At 62.9% G+C, this 15,171-nt stretch carries 15 protein-coding genes; 10 read left to right on the top strand and 5 right to left on the bottom strand.

Annotation, left to right across the window (positions count from 1 at the left end):
• Positions 1-132: 132 nt before the first annotated feature.
• From Aeroheme_RS20005 to Aeroheme_RS19985, 5 genes are all read left to right on the top strand, one after another.
• Positions 133-1,287, top strand: a complete 1,155-nt coding sequence (locus Aeroheme_RS20005) for a diguanylate cyclase domain-containing protein (protein ID WP_411166440.1) — start codon at positions 133-135, stop codon at positions 1,285-1,287.
• 30 nt (positions 1,288-1,317) lie between these two features.
• Positions 1,318-1,581, top strand: a complete 264-nt coding sequence (locus Aeroheme_RS20000) for a YihD family protein (RefSeq protein WP_025328759.1) — start codon at positions 1,318-1,320, stop codon at positions 1,579-1,581.
• Positions 1,582-1,778: 197 nt separating this feature from the next.
• Entirely contained in the window at positions 1,779-3,230 is a 1,452-nt protein-coding gene (gene ccoG / locus Aeroheme_RS19995) for a cytochrome c oxidase accessory protein CcoG (RefSeq protein ID WP_411166439.1), read from the top strand.
• Positions 3,231-3,353: 123 nt separating this feature from the next.
• Positions 3,354-4,343: a serine/threonine protein kinase gene (locus Aeroheme_RS19990; RefSeq protein WP_111910825.1), complete on the top strand. Its 990-nt coding sequence runs from the start codon at positions 3,354-3,356 to the stop codon at positions 4,341-4,343.
• 282 nt (positions 4,344-4,625) lie between these two features.
• Positions 4,626-5,234: a thiol:disulfide interchange protein DsbA/DsbL gene (locus Aeroheme_RS19985; RefSeq protein WP_111910826.1), complete on the top strand. Its 609-nt coding sequence runs from the start codon at positions 4,626-4,628 to the stop codon at positions 5,232-5,234.
• Between the two features lie 74 nt (positions 5,235-5,308).
• Here Aeroheme_RS19985 and pncB read toward each other — a convergent pair whose 3' ends face one another.
• Positions 5,309-6,487 (bottom strand): nicotinate phosphoribosyltransferase, encoded by a 1,179-nt coding sequence (gene pncB, locus Aeroheme_RS19980; protein WP_411166438.1) that lies wholly within the window; start codon positions 6,485-6,487, stop codon positions 5,309-5,311.
• 101 nt (positions 6,488-6,588) lie between these two features.
• On the bottom strand, positions 6,589-7,224 hold the full coding sequence (locus Aeroheme_RS19975) for a nicotinamidase (protein WP_393935596.1): 636 nt from the start codon (positions 7,222-7,224) through the stop codon (positions 6,589-6,591).
• A 74-nt stretch (positions 7,225-7,298) separates the two neighbouring features.
• On the opposite strand from Aeroheme_RS19975, the gene Aeroheme_RS19970 reads away from it, so the two are divergent.
• Together Aeroheme_RS19970 and Aeroheme_RS19965 are read left to right on the top strand one after the other, a co-directional pair.
• Positions 7,299-7,949, top strand: a complete 651-nt coding sequence (locus tag Aeroheme_RS19970; RefSeq protein WP_111910828.1) for an NUDIX hydrolase — start codon at positions 7,299-7,301, stop codon at positions 7,947-7,949.
• Positions 7,946-8,431: a DUF523 domain-containing protein gene (locus tag Aeroheme_RS19965; RefSeq protein WP_111910829.1), complete on the top strand. Its 486-nt coding sequence runs from the start codon at positions 7,946-7,948 to the stop codon at positions 8,429-8,431. Before Aeroheme_RS19970 ends, Aeroheme_RS19965 begins: the two co-directional genes overlap by 4 nt.
• Here Aeroheme_RS19965 and Aeroheme_RS19960 read toward each other — a convergent pair.
• The 3 genes from Aeroheme_RS19960 to Aeroheme_RS19950 form a co-directional block, all read right to left on the bottom strand.
• On the bottom strand, positions 8,374-9,321 hold the full coding sequence (locus Aeroheme_RS19960; RefSeq protein ID WP_163148350.1) for an acyltransferase: 948 nt from the start codon (positions 9,319-9,321) through the stop codon (positions 8,374-8,376). The genes Aeroheme_RS19965 and Aeroheme_RS19960 overlap by 58 nt on opposite strands.
• A gap of 9 nt (positions 9,322-9,330) precedes the next feature.
• Complete coding sequence (locus tag Aeroheme_RS19955) at positions 9,331-10,230, bottom strand: acyltransferase (RefSeq protein WP_163137468.1); 900 nt, start codon at positions 10,228-10,230, stop codon at positions 9,331-9,333.
• A 121-nt stretch (positions 10,231-10,351) separates the two neighbouring features.
• On the bottom strand, positions 10,352-11,869 hold the full coding sequence (locus Aeroheme_RS19950) for a YifB family Mg chelatase-like AAA ATPase (protein WP_411166437.1): 1,518 nt from the start codon (positions 11,867-11,869) through the stop codon (positions 10,352-10,354).
• A 383-nt stretch (positions 11,870-12,252) separates the two neighbouring features.
• Between Aeroheme_RS19950 and ilvG the strand changes: the two genes are divergently transcribed.
• Genes ilvG through Aeroheme_RS19935 form a run of 3 tightly spaced genes read left to right on the top strand, consistent with a single transcriptional unit; the run spans position 12,253 to position 15,131 of the window.
• Complete coding sequence (gene ilvG, locus Aeroheme_RS19945; RefSeq protein WP_411166436.1) at positions 12,253-13,899, top strand: acetolactate synthase 2 catalytic subunit; 1,647 nt, start codon at positions 12,253-12,255, stop codon at positions 13,897-13,899.
• Positions 13,896-14,174, top strand: a complete 279-nt coding sequence (ilvM, locus tag Aeroheme_RS19940) for an acetolactate synthase 2 small subunit (protein WP_106885470.1) — start codon at positions 13,896-13,898, stop codon at positions 14,172-14,174. Before ilvG ends, ilvM begins: the two co-directional genes overlap by 4 nt.
• Positions 14,175-14,186: 12 nt before the next feature.
• Complete coding sequence (locus Aeroheme_RS19935) at positions 14,187-15,131, top strand: branched-chain amino acid transaminase (RefSeq protein WP_111910834.1); 945 nt, start codon at positions 14,187-14,189, stop codon at positions 15,129-15,131.
• Positions 15,132-15,171 lie beyond the last annotated feature (40 nt).

The following is a 15,171-nucleotide window of genomic DNA, read 5'->3' as shown; positions in this document are numbered from 1 at the left end:
CCCGGGATCCCGCCTGTGCTGCGCGGCGCACGGCGGATTGGGGGCTGAGTGGCTGCTTAATAGCGGGCGATTGATTGTTGAGCAGGAAAAGGGAGTGTTAAACTGTGCGGCTCTTGTACAGGGAGTACCCAGTTGACCCAGAGTGTGAATCACCAGGTGCGGCGGGCCATCATGGTCCAGCTCTATACCCACGCCTCCTTCAGCCTGCCTTGTCTGGCGCTGCTGGCGATCAGCTGGAGCCTGCTGTTCCACGACTACCTGCCCGCCAGGGAGGCGCTCGGCTGGCTTGGCCTGGTCTTCCTGCTGTTGCTGGGACGCTGGTGGCACCTGCGCTGGCGTCAGCCCCGGCTGGCAGAGCTCCCGCTGCCGGTGCTGGAGCGGGAGCTATTCATCGGGGTGACTATCACCTCCATCATCTGGGCCCTCGGCGTGCTGCTCTACATGGACAGACTGCCGGACACCTACCGCGCCGCCATGATGATGCTCACCAGCCTGATCCTCACCGGCAGCGCCATCATGCTGTTCGGCAGTCGCCGCACCCTCTACGGGGCCGTGCTGCCGCTCGGGTTCGCCATGCTGTTCGAGCTCAGCGGCGGCAACGAGCAGGAGCGGATCGTCTCCTGCATGCTGGCGGGTTACCTGTTCGTCTTTCTGCCGACCCTGCTGCGCCGGTTGCGCCGGGATCAGGTGGCCTCCCTTTACCACAGTTTCTCCAACGCCGATCTGGTGGCCGAGCTCAAGGCGGTCTCGGAGCATCTCAAGCTCACCTCCCGCCTGGACGGCCTGACCGGTATCGCCAACCGGGCTCACCTGGACGACACCCTGGCGCGAGCCTGGCGCCGCTGTCACAGGGCCAGGGCGCCCCTCTCCCTGGTGCTGGTGGATGTGGACTACTTCAAGCAATTCAACGATCACTATGGCCACCAGCTGGGTGACCAGTGCCTGCAGCAGGTGGCGAGCCTGCTGGCCGAGGTGTTGCGGCGGGAAGACGATCTGGCCGCCCGTTACGGCGGGGAGGAGTTTGCCCTGCTGCTGCCCTGCACCACCTTGCAGGGGGCCATGCAGCTCGCCGAACAGGTGCAAACGGCCCTGCGTACCCTGGGCATTCCCCACCACAAGTCCCGGGTATCCGGCCGGGTCAGCTGCAGCTTCGGGGTGGCGACCCTGGTGCCGGATCAGCACAACTCCATCACCGAGCTTATCCAAAAAGCGGATGCGGCCCTCTATCAGGCCAAGCATAATGGCCGGGATCGTATCGAAGTAGCCTTGATGGGTAAGGTTGCCTGAGTTTCACATGACAGATTAAAGAGGTCGTCTATGCAATGTCATCGTATCGAAGAGCTGCTGGAGCTGCTGCAGCCCGCCTGGATCAAGGAGCAGGATCTCAGCCTGGTGCAATTCATCGCCAAACTGGCGGCAGAGGCCGGCTATGAGGGCGCCCTGTCCGAGCTGACCGACGACATGCTGATCTACCACCTCAAGATGCGCGAATCCGACAAGCAGGCGATGATTCCGGGCCTGGCCAAGGATCATGTTCCTGACTTCAAGGAAGCCCTGCTCAAGGCCCGCGGCATCAAGTAACCCGACCGCCGGGTTGCCGGAAGAGGAAGGTTTCAAGAGAATCTCTAAAAAGGCCCATAGTCAACTGGCTATGGGCCTTTTTTGTTGCCTGAAATTGCGACGGCACTCGAACTATAGATACATTTAACCCACACAATTAGCAGGCTGTTTAAGATATAATCGCCTTCATAACAATATGAGTGGAGCTATGTGCTGCAATGGCCGACCAGGACAAGATCGATATCAAGGATGTGACCGACAAGAACGTCACCGGGACCTTCAATCCCCACACGTTCAAGGCGGGCGATGACAGGTTCAATCCCGGTAACCGCATCTACGTCAGGTCCCAGACCGGCTACTGGCAGCGGGTGCGCAAGGTCATGGGCTGGTTCTTCGTCGCCCTCTTCGTCACCTTGCCCCTGCTGCGCTACGACGGCCGCCAGGCGGTGCTGTTCGATCTGGAGCATCAGCAGTTCCACATCTTCGGCGCCACCATCTGGCCGCAGGATCTGACCCTGCTGGCCTGGGTCTTCATGATTGCCGCCTTCGCCCTCTTCTTCGTCACCACCTTCCTCGGCCGGGTCTGGTGCGGCTATCTCTGCCCCCAGACGGTGTGGACCTTTATGTTCATCTGGTTCGAAGAGAAGCTGGAAGGCGCCGCCAACAAGCGCCGCAAGCTGGATGCCGCCCCCTGGAGTGGCGAGAAGCTGGCCCGCAAGGGTGCAAAGCACCTGGCCTGGATCCTGCTGTCCCTGGGCACCGGCCTCACCTTCGTCGCCTACTTCCAGGATGTGTTCCAGCTGGTGCCTGACTTCTTCACCCTGCAGGCGAGCGGCTGGGTCATCTTCTGGGTGCTCTTCTTCGCGGCCTGCACCTACGGCAACGCCGGCTGGATGCGCGCCATCATGTGCATCCACATGTGCCCCTATGCCCGCTTCCAGTCCGCCATGTTCGACAAGGACACCTACATAGTCGGCTACGACAGCAAGCGCGGCGAGACCCGTGGCGCCCGTGGCCGCAAGGCCGATCCCAAGTCGCTGGGGCTGGGGGACTGCATCGACTGCGATCTCTGCGTGCAGGTCTGTCCGACCGGTATCGACATCCGCGACGGCCTGCAGTACGAGTGCATCAACTGCGGCGCCTGCGTCGATGCCTGCGATCAGACCATGGATCGGATGGGCTATCCGAAGGGACTGATCAGCTACACCACAGAGCACAAGCTGGCCCACAACCAGACCCATGTGGCCAGGCCCAAGCTGCTCGGCTATGGCCTGGTGATGGTCATCATGCTGGGAGTCTTCGTCTACAACGCCATGTCCATCATGCCCATGGGGCTCGACATACTGCGGGATCGCAACCAGCTGTTCCGCGAGAACAGCGAGGGGCTCATCGAGAACACCTATACCCTGAAGATCCTCAACAAGACCCTGCAGTCCCAGACCTATCAGCTGGATGTGGAAGGGTTGCCGGAGCACCAGTGGTTCGGCCCGCGGGAAGTGACTCTCAAACCAGGGGAAATCTTCACCCTGCCGGTGAGCCTGGCGGTGGATCCCTTCAACCTGAAGCGGCCGACCCTGGATGTCCAGTTCGTGCTCAAACGGGAAGGAGCCGCACCGGACGACAGCAAGGGTACCCTGCGCCAGCCCAGCAAGTTTATCAGCCGGCTCTGAGGGGCCGTCCCGGACGGCTGATCCGGCGTGCCACGGGCGTCCGTGGAATGTCCCGGATCGGGATCATGGGCGGCATTGATCGGCTATCTCGGATAGAATGGGGCGCAACAGCGCCCCTTTCTCATGGTGGATGACATGCGTTTCAACTATTCCGACCTCAATCCCGACCTCATCATGGATGCGATCGATCTCAGCGGCCTGCGCATCGACTCCGGCCTCATCGAGCTCAACAGCTATGAAAACCGGGTCTACCAGTTTCAGGATGAGGAGCGTCGCCGTTACGTGGTGAAGTTCTACCGCCCCGGTCGCTGGAGCCGGGCCCAGATCCTCGAGGAGCACGAGTTTGCCGCTCGCCTGCGTGAGACGGAGATCCCGGTCGCCGCCCCCATCGCCTTTGCCGGCGAGACCCTGCTGGAGTATCAGGGCTACCCCTTCGCCATCTGGCAGAGCGTCGGTGGTCGCCAGTTCGAGGTGGACAACCTGGATCAGCTGGAGTGGGTGGGGCGCTATCTCGGCCGCATCCACAGTGTCGGGGCCAGTCACTCCTTCCACCATCGGGTCCAGCTGGACGTGGAGAGCATGCTGCACGAGCCGCGTCAGTTGCTGGCGGCCGGAGAGTGGGTGCCGAGCGGCCTGGCCAAGCAGTTCTTCGGGGTGCTCGACGAGCTGATCCGGCATGTCTGCGACGCCATGACCCTGGACGTGGCCCGGATCTCCCTGCACGGGGATTGCCACCCCGGCAACATACTGTGGCGTGACGGCCCCCTGTTCGTCGATCTCGACGACTGCCGCACCGGCCCCGCCATCCAGGATCTCTGGATGATGCTGAGCGGCGAGCGCCACGAGCAGCAGATCCAGCTCGACACCCTGCTGGCCGGCTACGAGGAGTTCATGGAGTTCGACCCGCGGGAGCTGGCGCTGATCGAACCGCTGCGAGCCATGCGGATAGTCCACTACATGGCCTGGCTGGCCCGGCGCTGGGAGGATCCCGCCTTCCCCCGTCACTTCCCCTGGTTCAATACGGATCACTACTGGCGCCAGCAGATAGCGACCCTGCACGACCAACTGGAAGCGCTCAAGGCGCCGCCCCTTACGCTGATGCCGAACTGGTAAGGCAGGCGGAGCGCGGTACCCGCAGTACGACCAGCAGGATGCGCTCCAGGTACTGCCCCTGACGCTGATGCTGAACTGGTAAGCCAGGCGGAGTTCGGGCAACTGGCGGCGCTCCGGGTCGCTGATGCTGGCCGGACAAGCCCCGGCAACCTGGGCTTGGATGCTGCGGCGATGGGCTCGCCCACCCGCCTTTGCCATTGACGGCGGGAAGGTGACGCAATAGGCTTGGACTGCTTCGGTTCGCCGGGCGTGCCTCACAGTGATCCCTTAACAGGAAACGTCATGAAAAAAGTACTATTTTTCCTCGCTGCCATGCTGATGATCCCCATGGTTCACGCCGCCCCGGAATTCAAGGAAGGCGTCAACTATGACGTGGTCACCCAGACCGGCAGCGCCCAACCTGAAGTGCTGGAGTTCTTCTCCTATTTCTGCCCGCACTGCGCCAAGTTCGAGCCGATCGCCGAAGATCTGAAGAAGAGCCTGCCGGAAGGCGTGCCGATGAAGAAGAACCCGGTGGCCTTCCTGGGCCGTGAGATGGGTCCGGAGATGCAACGCGCCTATGCCGTCGCCAACCTGCTGAACGTCGAAGGCAAGCTGACCCCGGTCATCTTCGACAAGATCCACACCCAGCGTCAGGTGCCGCAGAGCCGTGCCGACGTGAAGCAGATCTTCGTGGACAACGGCGTACCGGCCGAAGAGTTTGACGGTGCCGTCGACAGCTTCGCCGTCTCCGGCATGGTCTCCCAGTTCGATCGCAACACCGAGAGCTACAACATTCGCGGTGTGCCGGCCTTCCTGGTCAATGGCAAGTACCTGGTGAAAATTGAATCCATCACCTCCCAGGAGCAGTTCAACCAGCTGGTGAAATTCCTGCTGGCCAAGAAAGACTGACCTCTCCCGAGTCGATAAAAAAGCCCGCCGGTGCAAACCGGCGGGCTTTTTGTTGTCTGCTGTTCCTGGGGGGGTCACACCCCGACGTGGAAGGCCTGCTTGAGGTTGCGGATGAAGTCCGCGTCCCGGCACAGGGTCTTGCCCGGGCTGTCGGAGATCTTGGCGACCGGGCCGCCGTTGCACTCCATCAGCTTGAAGACGATGTTCATCGGGCTGACGCCGGGCAGATCGCAGGTGAGCTTGGTGCCGATGCCGAAGCTGGTGTTGATGCGGCCACGGAAGTGGCGAAATAGCTCGACGGCCTTGTCGAGGTTGAGGCCGTCGGAGAAGACCAGCGTCTTGTCTTTGGGATCTATGCCGAGCCGCTGGTAGTGGCTGATGGCCTTCTCGCCCCACACCACGGGGTCACCGGAATCGTGGCGCAGTCCCTGATAGCGGCTGGCCAGCTCGAAATCGAAGTCGCGCAGGAAGGCATCCATGGTGATGCAGTCGGTCAGGGCGATTCCCAGGTGGTTGGTGAACTCGTCAAGCCAGCTGATGAGGGCCGCGCGCTGGCTGTGTTCCAGCGGGAAGCCGAGCTGCTGGTGAGCCTGGAACCACTCGTGGGCCTGGGTGCCCACCGCCGGCAGCCGGTACTTCTGGGCCAGCTGGTAGTTGCTGGTGCCCCGAAATGCCGGCAGGCGCTCCTTGAGGCGGCCCACCACGGCATCCTGCACGGCATGGGAGAAGCGGCGGCGGGTGCCGAAGTCGATGAGGTTGAAATCCTGCATCTCCTCGGGGCTGAGTTCCCGCTCCAGCTTGTCGATCTTTTGATCCAGCCGCGCCTGGGCATGGCTCACCCCGAACTGGGGATAGCGGAAGCGGTTGCGCATCTCGCTGATGATGGCGAGCACAGGGATCTCCCACAGGATCACATCCTGCCAGGGTCCCTCGACCCGCACATTGATGCGGCCATCCTGCTCGAACACCTTGAGCAGGGAGGCATCCAGCGGCTTGCGGCGCAGGTGATCGAGATAATCGGCGGTGAAGAAGGGGCGCTCGGCCAGGAAGTCGAGCTCGGAGCCGGTCAGGCGCAGGGAGCCGGCGAGGCGCAGCTGCTCCTCGATCTCGCCCATCATGGGCAGCAGATCTTCCTCGTTGCGGCTGTGGAACTCGGCCACCACCTCGGCATCCGGGTAGCGATGGAACACCGCCTGCTGCATGTGCAGCTTGTAGGCGTCGGTGTCGAGCAGGCTGGTGAGGATAGGGGGCATATCAGGCTCCTCGCAGACGGGTGAGCACGATGACGCGCCCTTGCTGCATAGGTAAGGTGCAGGCGCCGGTATCGAGTTGGCGGGTGAGGATCGGCGACATATCAGGCGTCCAGCAGGCGTTGTACATCGATCAGGGTCTGGGCCAGTTCTGCACCCGCCTCGATCATCTGGGTGTGGGCGCTGGCAACCGTCTCTGGGGCTATGCCACGGCAGGCATCGAGGTGCACTATGACCCGCAGACCGGCACGGCGCAGCTGCAGCACGCTGGTCTTGACGCAGTAGTCGGTGGCAAGGCCGCCCACCAGTACTGTGCTGATGCCCCGGGCTTGCAGGAATTCGATGAGGCCTGTGCTGCGGCGCTCGGCCAGGTCATGGTAGCAGGCGCCATAGGGATGCAGGTCCGGCTCGACCCCCTTCCAGACGAAGAAGTCATAGTCGATGGGGGCGGGCAGGCCATCGAGCAGCTCGAAGCCAGGGGTGCCCGGTACGCAATGGGTCGGCCAGGTGAGATCGGCGTTGGGCAGGTCCAGCGGTTGCAGCATGGCGGCGGGGGTTGTCACCACCCAGGCGGCGTTCGCGGGGTGGGCGTCCTTGCTGCCGATCCGCAGGCTGGCGAGGGCGGCTTGCGCGTTGAGAGCGGCCACTATGTCAGCCCCGCCCGCGACGGGCAGCTCGTTCGGGCAGAGGGGGGTAAACCCCTTCTGCGCATCTATATCCAGGCTGGCGATGGTTCCCATGGGTGGCTCCTGCACATAATATTCTTGTGATATTATCTACCAAACATTATTAGAAGGCGAGCAGGTCGACCAGGATGCCGAGAATGAGTCTGGATATGGTGGTGCTGCGGTTGAACGAGGAGCGGCTCGAGCTGCTCCTCGAGACCCGGGATCGCCCCCCCTTTAGCCACTGCTGGCAGTTGCCGGCCCTGCGTATCGACGAGACCCGGGATCGGGATCTGGATGCCGCCCGTCACCGTCTGCTGGGGGAGTGGGGGCTGGGGCATTGCTACAGCGAGCAGGTCTGTACCCTCGGCAATCTGGAGCGGGATCCCCGTGGCTGGTCCACCACCCTCGTCTATCTGTGCCTGGTCGAGCCGGAGGCGGAGGCCGTGCGAGGGCATTGGCACCCGCTCTCGGCCCTGCCGGGTCTCGATCTTGCCTTCGATCACGGCCAGCTGGTCGCCATGGGGCTGGAGCGGCTGCGCATCAAGAGCCGCTACAGCACACTGCCGCTGCAACTGCTGGGGGCCGAGTTCACCCTCTCCGAGGTGCAGCGGGCCTTCGAGATAGTTCTGCAGACCCCCATGAACACGGCGGCGTTTCGCAAGCGGATCCATCGTGCCGACATCCTGGTGGATACCGGCCGCAAGCGTACCGGCAAGCAGCGTCCCGCCATCCTCTACCGGTTGGAGAGCCCCTGCTGCGTGATGTTCGATCAGGTGATGCATGGAGCGGAAGCATGAATAAAGCGCCGCCCCGGGTACTGGTCAGCGCCTGCCTGCTGGGTCAGCCGGTACGCTACGACGGCCAGAGCAAGGGGATAGTCAGCGACTGGCTGAATGCGCTGGGGGCCGAGGGGAGGGCGCTGGCGTTCTGCCCCGAGGTGGCGGGCGGTCTGCCGACCCCGCGCCCGCCCGCCGAGCGGCAGGGTGAGCTTGTGGTAACCGAGAGCGGGCTGGATGTGACGGCCGAGTTCGATCGCGGCGCCGAGCTGGCGCTCGGGCTCTGCCTGGCGCAGGGCATTCGCTTTGCCCTGCTCAAGGAGGGGAGCCCCTCCTGCGGCAGTGGCCGCATCTACAACGGCCGCTTCGAAGGCGTTTCCATGGCGGGTGAGGGCAAGACCACGGCCCTGCTGCGCCGTCACGGCATTCAGGTGTTCAGCGAGGATCAGTTGCCAGAGCTGGCTCTGGCACTCTCCCTGGCGGCCACCGCAGCGGGCTCCTGAGCTCGCTGCCACCCTTCCAATACCTCGTCCTTCTCCTGCCAGCGCTGGTTCAGCCACGCCTGAAAACCGCGCTTGAACTGCTTGTCGTTGAAGTAGTCACCCACCAGCGCCTCATCCACTGGCAGCTCCTCGATGCGCACCTGAATGCGCTTCATCCGCCCCATCAGGAAGTCCTTGAACGGCGTTTCGCTGTTGTCCGGGTAGCGGATGGTGACGTTGATCAGGCTGTCGAACTGCTCCCCCATGGCCGCCAGCGTGAAGGCGAGCCCCGCCGCCTTGGGTGGCATCAGGTGGCGGTGGCGGGATCGGGTCGCCTCTCGCTTCGCCTCGGTGAAGCGGGTCCCCTCCACAAAGTTGATGACTGTGGTGGGGATGTGGCGAAACTTCTCGCAGGCGTTGCGGGTGGTCTCTATGTCCTTGCCCCTCAGGTGCGGGTTGCGCAGCAAAAACTCCCGTGAGTAGCGACGCATAAAGGGCATGTCGAGCCCCCAGCAGGCGAGCCCCAGCAGCGGTATGTAGATGAGCTCGTGCTTCATGAAGAACTTGGGCACCGGCAGCCTGTCGCGGAACAGGTGGCCCAGCACCACTATGTCGGTCCAGCTCATGTGGTTGCTGATGATGAGGTACCAGCCATCTTTGCGCAGCCGGGTGTCATCCTCGAGCTGCCAGTCGATGCGGGTGGTGAGGCGGATCACCAGGGCGTTGCAACCCAGCCACAGCCTCATGAAGCCATTGTTGAGCCGGCTGCAGGCGCGGCCAAAGGCCGGAATCGGCAACAGCAATTTCGCCAGGGAGACCAGCAGGATCAGGCTGGCGCACAGGGCGGTGAACAATATGGTCAGGCCGGCGCTGATGAACAGCACCAGGGGGCCGGGGAGCAGGCTTAGCATGGGCGTCGTTTACTGCGTCTTGTCCGCCAGCAGCTGGTTCAGGGTCTGGTCTTTCTCGCGCCAGATCCCGTTCAGCCACTGTTGAAACTCTTGTTGGAACTCGGGGTCATTGAAGTAATCCCCCACCAGATTGCGTTCGATCGGCAGAAAGCGGACCCGAACCTTGATCTCCTTGACCCGACCGCACATGAAGTCCCAGTAGCTTGGGATGCCGCCCGGATAGGCGATGGTCACATCCACCAGCTTGTGCAGTTGATCCCCCATGGCCGCCAGGGTGAAGGCGATGCCGCCAGCCCTCGGGTGCAGGAGGTGGCGATAGGGGGCACCCTGTTTGTCGTGCTTGTGGGTGGTGAAGCGGGTGCCCTCTACGAAGTTCATCACACTCACCGGAATGTGGCGGAACTTGGCACAGGCCTTGCGCGTCGTTTCTATGTCTTTTCCCTTCAGATGCGGCTTCTTTTCCAGCAAGCTGCGTGAATATCGCCGCATGAAGGGGAAGTCCAGCGCCCACCAGGCCAGACCGAGAAAAGGTACCCAAATCAGTTCTTTCTTGAGGAAAAACTTCAGGAAGGGAATTTTTTGATTAAAAATCCGCTGCAGTACCAGTATGTCGACCCAGGATTGATGGTTGGCAACCACCATATACCACTCATTCCGGCGTCCTTTGTCCACTCCGACCACCTCGAAAGGGGTTCTGATGATGGTTTTCTGGATCAGATTGTTGAAACCTATCCAGCAGCTGGCACAGCCGTCCAGCAGGGCGTTGCAGAGGGTACGCCAGCCCTTGAGCGGCAGCAGCAGCTTGATGAGGCCGAGCAGCAGTATGGGGACAAACCAGAAGAGGGTGTTGAGGAAATAGAGCAGGGTCGAGAGGCAGCCGCGCAGCCGCTCTATCAGCTTGTTGTGCATGAATCGGATCCGTTTTCGTGTCTGTGGGTGGCAACCAAGTGGTCAGATCTGTGGCCATAATATCAGCCGATCCGACGCTAGACCATGGATGCACCGCACAGACGCCGGGATCTCCTGGCCCTCACTGGCCGCTGCGCAGCCGTGACAGCAGCCTGTCCATGGCCCGGTAGCCGAGCGCCTCGATAAGATGTCCCTTCTCGATGGTGGGGCGCCCCGCCAGATCCGCTATGGTGCGCGACACCCGCAAAATGCGGTGCCAGGCCCGGATGCTGAGCCCCAGCTTCTGGATGGCGTTCTCCAGAAATTCGGCATCTTGTGGCGATAGTCGGCAAATATCCTCTATCTCGCGACTATCAAGCAGGTTGTTGAGCTTGCCGTTGCGACTGAGCATTCGCTCCCGCGCCCCTAGCACCCGGTCGCGGATCTGCTGGCTCGACTCTCCCCGCTCCGCCTTGCCGGTGAGGCTCCCCTTGGGCAGCAGCGGCACCTCCACCGTCAGATCGAAACGGTCGAGGAAGGGGCCTGAGAGCTTACCGAGGTAGCGCAGTATCTGATCCGGGCTGGAGCGGGTCTGGCCGTCCCCATAGTGGCCGCAGGGACTGGGATTCATGGCGCCCACCAGCTGGAAGCGGGCGGGAAAATCCACCTGGCGGGCGGCCCGGCTGATGATGATGTGACCCGTCTCCAGCGGCTCGCGCAGGGAGTCGAGCACCTTGCGCTCGAACTCGGGCAGCTCGTCGAGAAACAGCACACCATTGTGGGCCAGGGATATTTCCCCCGGCCGCGGGTGACTGCCACCTCCCACCAGGGCCACCGCCGAGGCGCTGTGGTGGGGCGTGCGATAGGGCCTGTGATGCCAGTGGCCAGCGCGGGGGGTGAGGCCGCCGATGGAGTGGATGGCGGCGGTCTGCTGCGCCTCCTGTTCGCTGAGCGGCGGCAAGATGCCGGGCAAACGGCTGGCCAGCATGCTCTTGCCGGTACCGGGCGGGCCTATGAATAGCAGGTTGTGGCTGCCGGCGGCGGCGATCTCCAGCGCCCGCTTGGCCTGGGACTGGCCGATCACATCCTGCAGATCCGGCACGTCGGGCAGGGTGTGCGTGGTCTGGGGCTCCGGCAGCGGCAGTTCGTACTGACCCGCCAGCCAGGCGGTGACGGCCAGCAGCTGGTGGGCGGTGCGCACCTCGGCATCCTGGATGAGGGAGGCCTCGGGGCCGTTCTCTCGCGGTACCAGCAGGGTACGACCCGCATCGCGGCAGGCGAGCACGGCGGGCAGTACCCCGAGCACGGGACGGATCTCGCCGGTCAAGGCAAGCTCCCCTAAAAATTCATGATCGAGCAGGTATGTTGCCGGTATCTGCTTGGAAGCGGCGAGAATGCCGATGGCGATGGCCAGATCGAAACGGCCTCCCTCCTTGGGCAGATCGGCGGGGGCCAGATTGACTGTGATGTGCTTGGAGGGGAACTCGAAATTGCCGTTGAGCAGGGCACTGCGCACCCGATCCCGCGACTCCTTCACCGAGGTTTCCGGCAGGCCCACCATGTTGAAGGCGGGCAGGCCGTTGGATAAATGGACTTCCACCGTGACTTGCGGCGCCGCTATCCCCAGGCTGGCACGGCTATAAACCACAGCTAATGACATAAATCCCGTCCTTGGTTTGATGTATGTGCTGATTAACCGTTTTTTATTAGTTTTTTGTTCCAGAGAGCAGCTTGCTGATCAGTCGAAATCAGAGTCTTGTCAGGTAAAAAAGGCTTGCCCAATAAAAATCACCGTGCTAGTTCTAATAGCCATTCGCGGTGCAAACCGCCTCCATTTCACAGGATTTCCGGTTGTAACTATGAACATGGCCTCCCGTTTCGTCAGCATTATTGTGGTCCTAGTGGTGATTATTATCTCACCGCTCGGGGCTCGTTTAGCTGCACGGAACAAGGGATAGACCCACCACCGGACAGAACGAAACAAGCGACCCCCGAGCCTCACGGCCCGGGGGTTTTTTTTCGACCAAAGGACAGGATTTCCACATGAACGGCGCGCAGTTTTTGGTACAGGCTCTCAAGAAACAGGGTGTGACCCAGGTGTTTGGTTACCCGGGCGGGGCCATCATGCCGGTCTATGACGCCCTGTATGACGGTGGCCTGGCCCATCAGCTCTGCCGTCACGAGCAGGGGGCCGCCTTGGCCGCCGTGGGTTATGCCCGCGCCTCCGGTCAGGTGGGGGTCTGCATCGCCACCTCGGGCCCTGGGGCCACCAACCTGGTGACTGGCCTGGCGGAGGCGCTGCTCGATTCCGTGCCCCTGGTGGCCATCAGCGGTCAGGTCGCCTGCGCCGCCGTCGGCACCGATGCGTTTCAGGAGGTCGACGTGCTCGGCATGTCCCTCTCCTGCACCAAGCACTCCTTCATGGTCACAGACCCTGCAGACCTGGGGCGGGTGCTGGCGGAAGCCTTCGCTATCGCCACCGAGGGGCGTCCGGGTCCTGTGCTCATCGATTTTCCCAAGGATGTGCAGTTGGCCGCCGTGCCGACCCAGAGCCCGCTGTTTGCGGTGGAGGAGCCAGAGCCCCTCAATCCGGCCGAGCTGACCCTGGCCCGCACCCTGCTGGCCGCTGCCGAGCGCCCCGTGCTCTACGTCGGGGGCGGGGTGGGCATGGCCAACGCTGAGCAGCAGCTGCGTGACTTTGCCGCCGCCACCGGCATGCCGGCGGTCACCACCCTCAAGGGGATTGGGGCGCTCGACCCCGACAGCCCCGTTTATCTGGGCATGCTCGGCATGCACGGCACCAAGGCCGCCAACTATGCGGTGCAGCAGTGCGATCTGCTGCTGGTAGTGGGTGCCCGCTTCGATGATCGGGTGACCGGCAAACTGGAAGAGTTCGCCCCCGAGGCCAGGGTGATCCACCTGGACGTGGATGCCGCCGAGTTCGGCAAGCGTCGCGCCGCCGATGTGGGCATCACCACGGATCTCAAGCGAGTGTTGCCCGCCCTGGCCATGGCGCTGGCGATCGACCCCTGGCGTGAGCACTGCGCCGCCATGGCTCGCGAGTATGCCTTCCGCTACGACCATCCCGGCCAGCCCATCTATGCCCCGGCCCTGCTCAAGCAGCTCTCGGCACTGCTGCCCGAGACCAGCGTGGTGGCCTGCGACGTGGGTCAGCACCAGATGTGGGTGGCTCAGCACATGCGCTTCACCAGCCCGCGCAATCACCTCTCCAGCGCCGGTCTCGGCACCATGGGCTTCGGTCTGCCCGCCGCCATCGGCGCCAAGATGTCGCGCCCGGATGACGAGGTGGTGCTGGTGAGCGGTGACGGCTCCTTCATGATGAACGTGCAGGAGCTCGGCACCATACGCCGGGCCCAGCTCAAGGTGAAGATGGTGCTGATCGACAATCAACGTCTCGGCATGGTGCGCCAGTGGCAGGAGCTGTTCTTCGACGGCCGTTACAGCGAGACCATACTCTCCGACAACCCGGATTTCATCGCCCTGGCCGCTGCCTTCGGCATCCCGGGCGAGACCATCACATGCAAGGAGCAGATAGCACCGGCGCTCGATCGCCTGCTGGCAAGCGAGAGTGCCTACCTGCTGCATGTGGCCATTTCAGAGGAAGAAAACGTCTGGCCCCTGGTTCCACCGGGAGTCGCCAACCACAAGATGATGGAGCAACGCCCATGAAGCAGCACAGCTTTCACCAACCCGGATTTGCGCAGCACACCCTGCATATTCACGCCCAGCCCAGACCCGAAGTGATGGAGCGGGTGCTGCGGGTGGTGCGTCACCGTGGCTTCGCTCTCTGCTCTCTGAACATGGAGCAGGATTGCCAACAGCTGCGGATCACGGTTACTGTCGAGTCGGAGCGTCCCATCCAGCAGTTGTGGAGCCAGCTGGTCAAGCTGGTGGATGTCTCCCGGGTCGATGCACTGGAACAGCAACCCCGGATCAGCGCTTAAGGAGCCAAGCCAATGTCACAGCCTTCCCAATCTGCCACTCAGCCTCAATACATCTGGTTCAATGGCAAGCTGGTGCCCTGGCAAGATGCCCAGGTCCACGTCATGAGCCATGCCCTGCACTACGGCTCCTCCGTGTTCGAGGGGGTGCGCGCCTACGATACCCCCAGGGGGACCTGCATCTTCCGCCTGCAGGAGCACACCCGCCGCCTGTTCGACTCCGCCAAAATCTACTGGATGGACGTGCCCTACAGCGAATTCGAAGTGAATGAAGCCTGCCGCACAGTGGTGCGCGAGAACGGCCTCAAGAGCGGCTATCTGCGCCCGCTGGCCTTTGTCGGCAACGTGGGGCTGGGGCTGCATCCGCCGCTGGATGCCAAGGCGGATCTCATGGTCGCGGCCTTGCCCTGGGGCGCCTATCTGGGGGAAGAGGGGCTGAAAAACGGGGTGGATGTCTGTGTCACCTCCTGGAACCGGCTCGCCCCCAATACCATCCCCACCGGCGCCAAGGCCGGCGGCAACTATCTCTCGTCCCAGCTCATCAGCCGCGAGGCCAAGCGCAACGGCTTCGCCGAGGGGCTGGCGCTGGACGTGAACGGCTACCTGAGCGAAGGGGCCGGTGAGAACCTCTTCCTAGTGAAAAACGGCGTGATCTTCACCCCGCCCGCCACCGCCGCCATCCTGCCCGGCATCACCCGCGACACCATAATGACGCTGGCCCGGGATCTCGGTTACGAGGTGCGCGAGCAGGCGCTGCCTCGGGAAGCGCTCTACGTGGCGGACGAGATATTTATGACAGGTACCGCCGCCGAGGTGACCCCGGTGCGCTCTGTGGATCGGATGAAGGTGGGCGCTGGCAGCCGTGGCCCCGTGACCGAGCGGCTGCAGAATGCCTTCTTCGGCCTGTTCAACGGTCAGACCGAGGACAAATGGAACTGGTTGACCCCAGTTAACGATTGAATCAGCGGGGGCAGCATTTGCCCCCATGCAACGGCCAGAC

Source organism: Aeromonas sp. DSM 116730 (assembly GCF_046581335.1).
Classification (GTDB): Bacteria; Pseudomonadota; Gammaproteobacteria; order Enterobacterales; family Aeromonadaceae; genus Aeromonas; species Aeromonas rivipollensis.
Note: the sequence above shows the minus strand (reverse complement) of the source record. Positions and strands in the feature narration are given on the sequence as shown.

Coding starts and splice junctions, on each gene's coding strand:
- Aeroheme_RS20000 (WP_025328759.1), top strand. CDS start 1,318: ATGCAATGTCATCGTATCGAAGAGCTGCTGGAGCTGCTGCAGCCCGCC.
- ccoG (WP_411166439.1), top strand. CDS start 1,779: ATGGCCGACCAGGACAAGATCGATATCAAGGATGTGACCGACAAGAAC.
- Aeroheme_RS19990 (WP_111910825.1), top strand. CDS start 3,354: ATGGTGGATGACATGCGTTTCAACTATTCCGACCTCAATCCCGACCTC.
- Aeroheme_RS19985 (WP_111910826.1), top strand. CDS start 4,626: ATGAAAAAAGTACTATTTTTCCTCGCTGCCATGCTGATGATCCCCATG.
- pncB (WP_411166438.1), bottom strand. CDS start 6,487: ATGCCCCCTATCCTCACCAGCCTGCTCGACACCGACGCCTACAAGCTG.
- Aeroheme_RS19975 (WP_393935596.1), bottom strand. CDS start 7,224: ATGGGAACCATCGCCAGCCTGGATATAGATGCGCAGAAGGGGTTTACC.
- Aeroheme_RS19970 (WP_111910828.1), top strand. CDS start 7,299: ATGCCGAGAATGAGTCTGGATATGGTGGTGCTGCGGTTGAACGAGGAG.
- Aeroheme_RS19965 (WP_111910829.1), top strand. CDS start 7,946: ATGAATAAAGCGCCGCCCCGGGTACTGGTCAGCGCCTGCCTGCTGGGT.
- Aeroheme_RS19960 (WP_163148350.1), bottom strand. CDS start 9,321: ATGCTAAGCCTGCTCCCCGGCCCCCTGGTGCTGTTCATCAGCGCCGGC.
- Aeroheme_RS19955 (WP_163137468.1), bottom strand. CDS start 10,230: ATGCACAACAAGCTGATAGAGCGGCTGCGCGGCTGCCTCTCGACCCTG.
- Aeroheme_RS19950 (WP_411166437.1), bottom strand. CDS start 11,869: ATGTCATTAGCTGTGGTTTATAGCCGTGCCAGCCTGGGGATAGCGGCG.
- ilvG (WP_411166436.1), top strand. CDS start 12,253: ATGAACGGCGCGCAGTTTTTGGTACAGGCTCTCAAGAAACAGGGTGTG.
- ilvM (WP_106885470.1), top strand. CDS start 13,896: ATGAAGCAGCACAGCTTTCACCAACCCGGATTTGCGCAGCACACCCTG.
- Aeroheme_RS19935 (WP_111910834.1), top strand. CDS start 14,187: ATGTCACAGCCTTCCCAATCTGCCACTCAGCCTCAATACATCTGGTTC.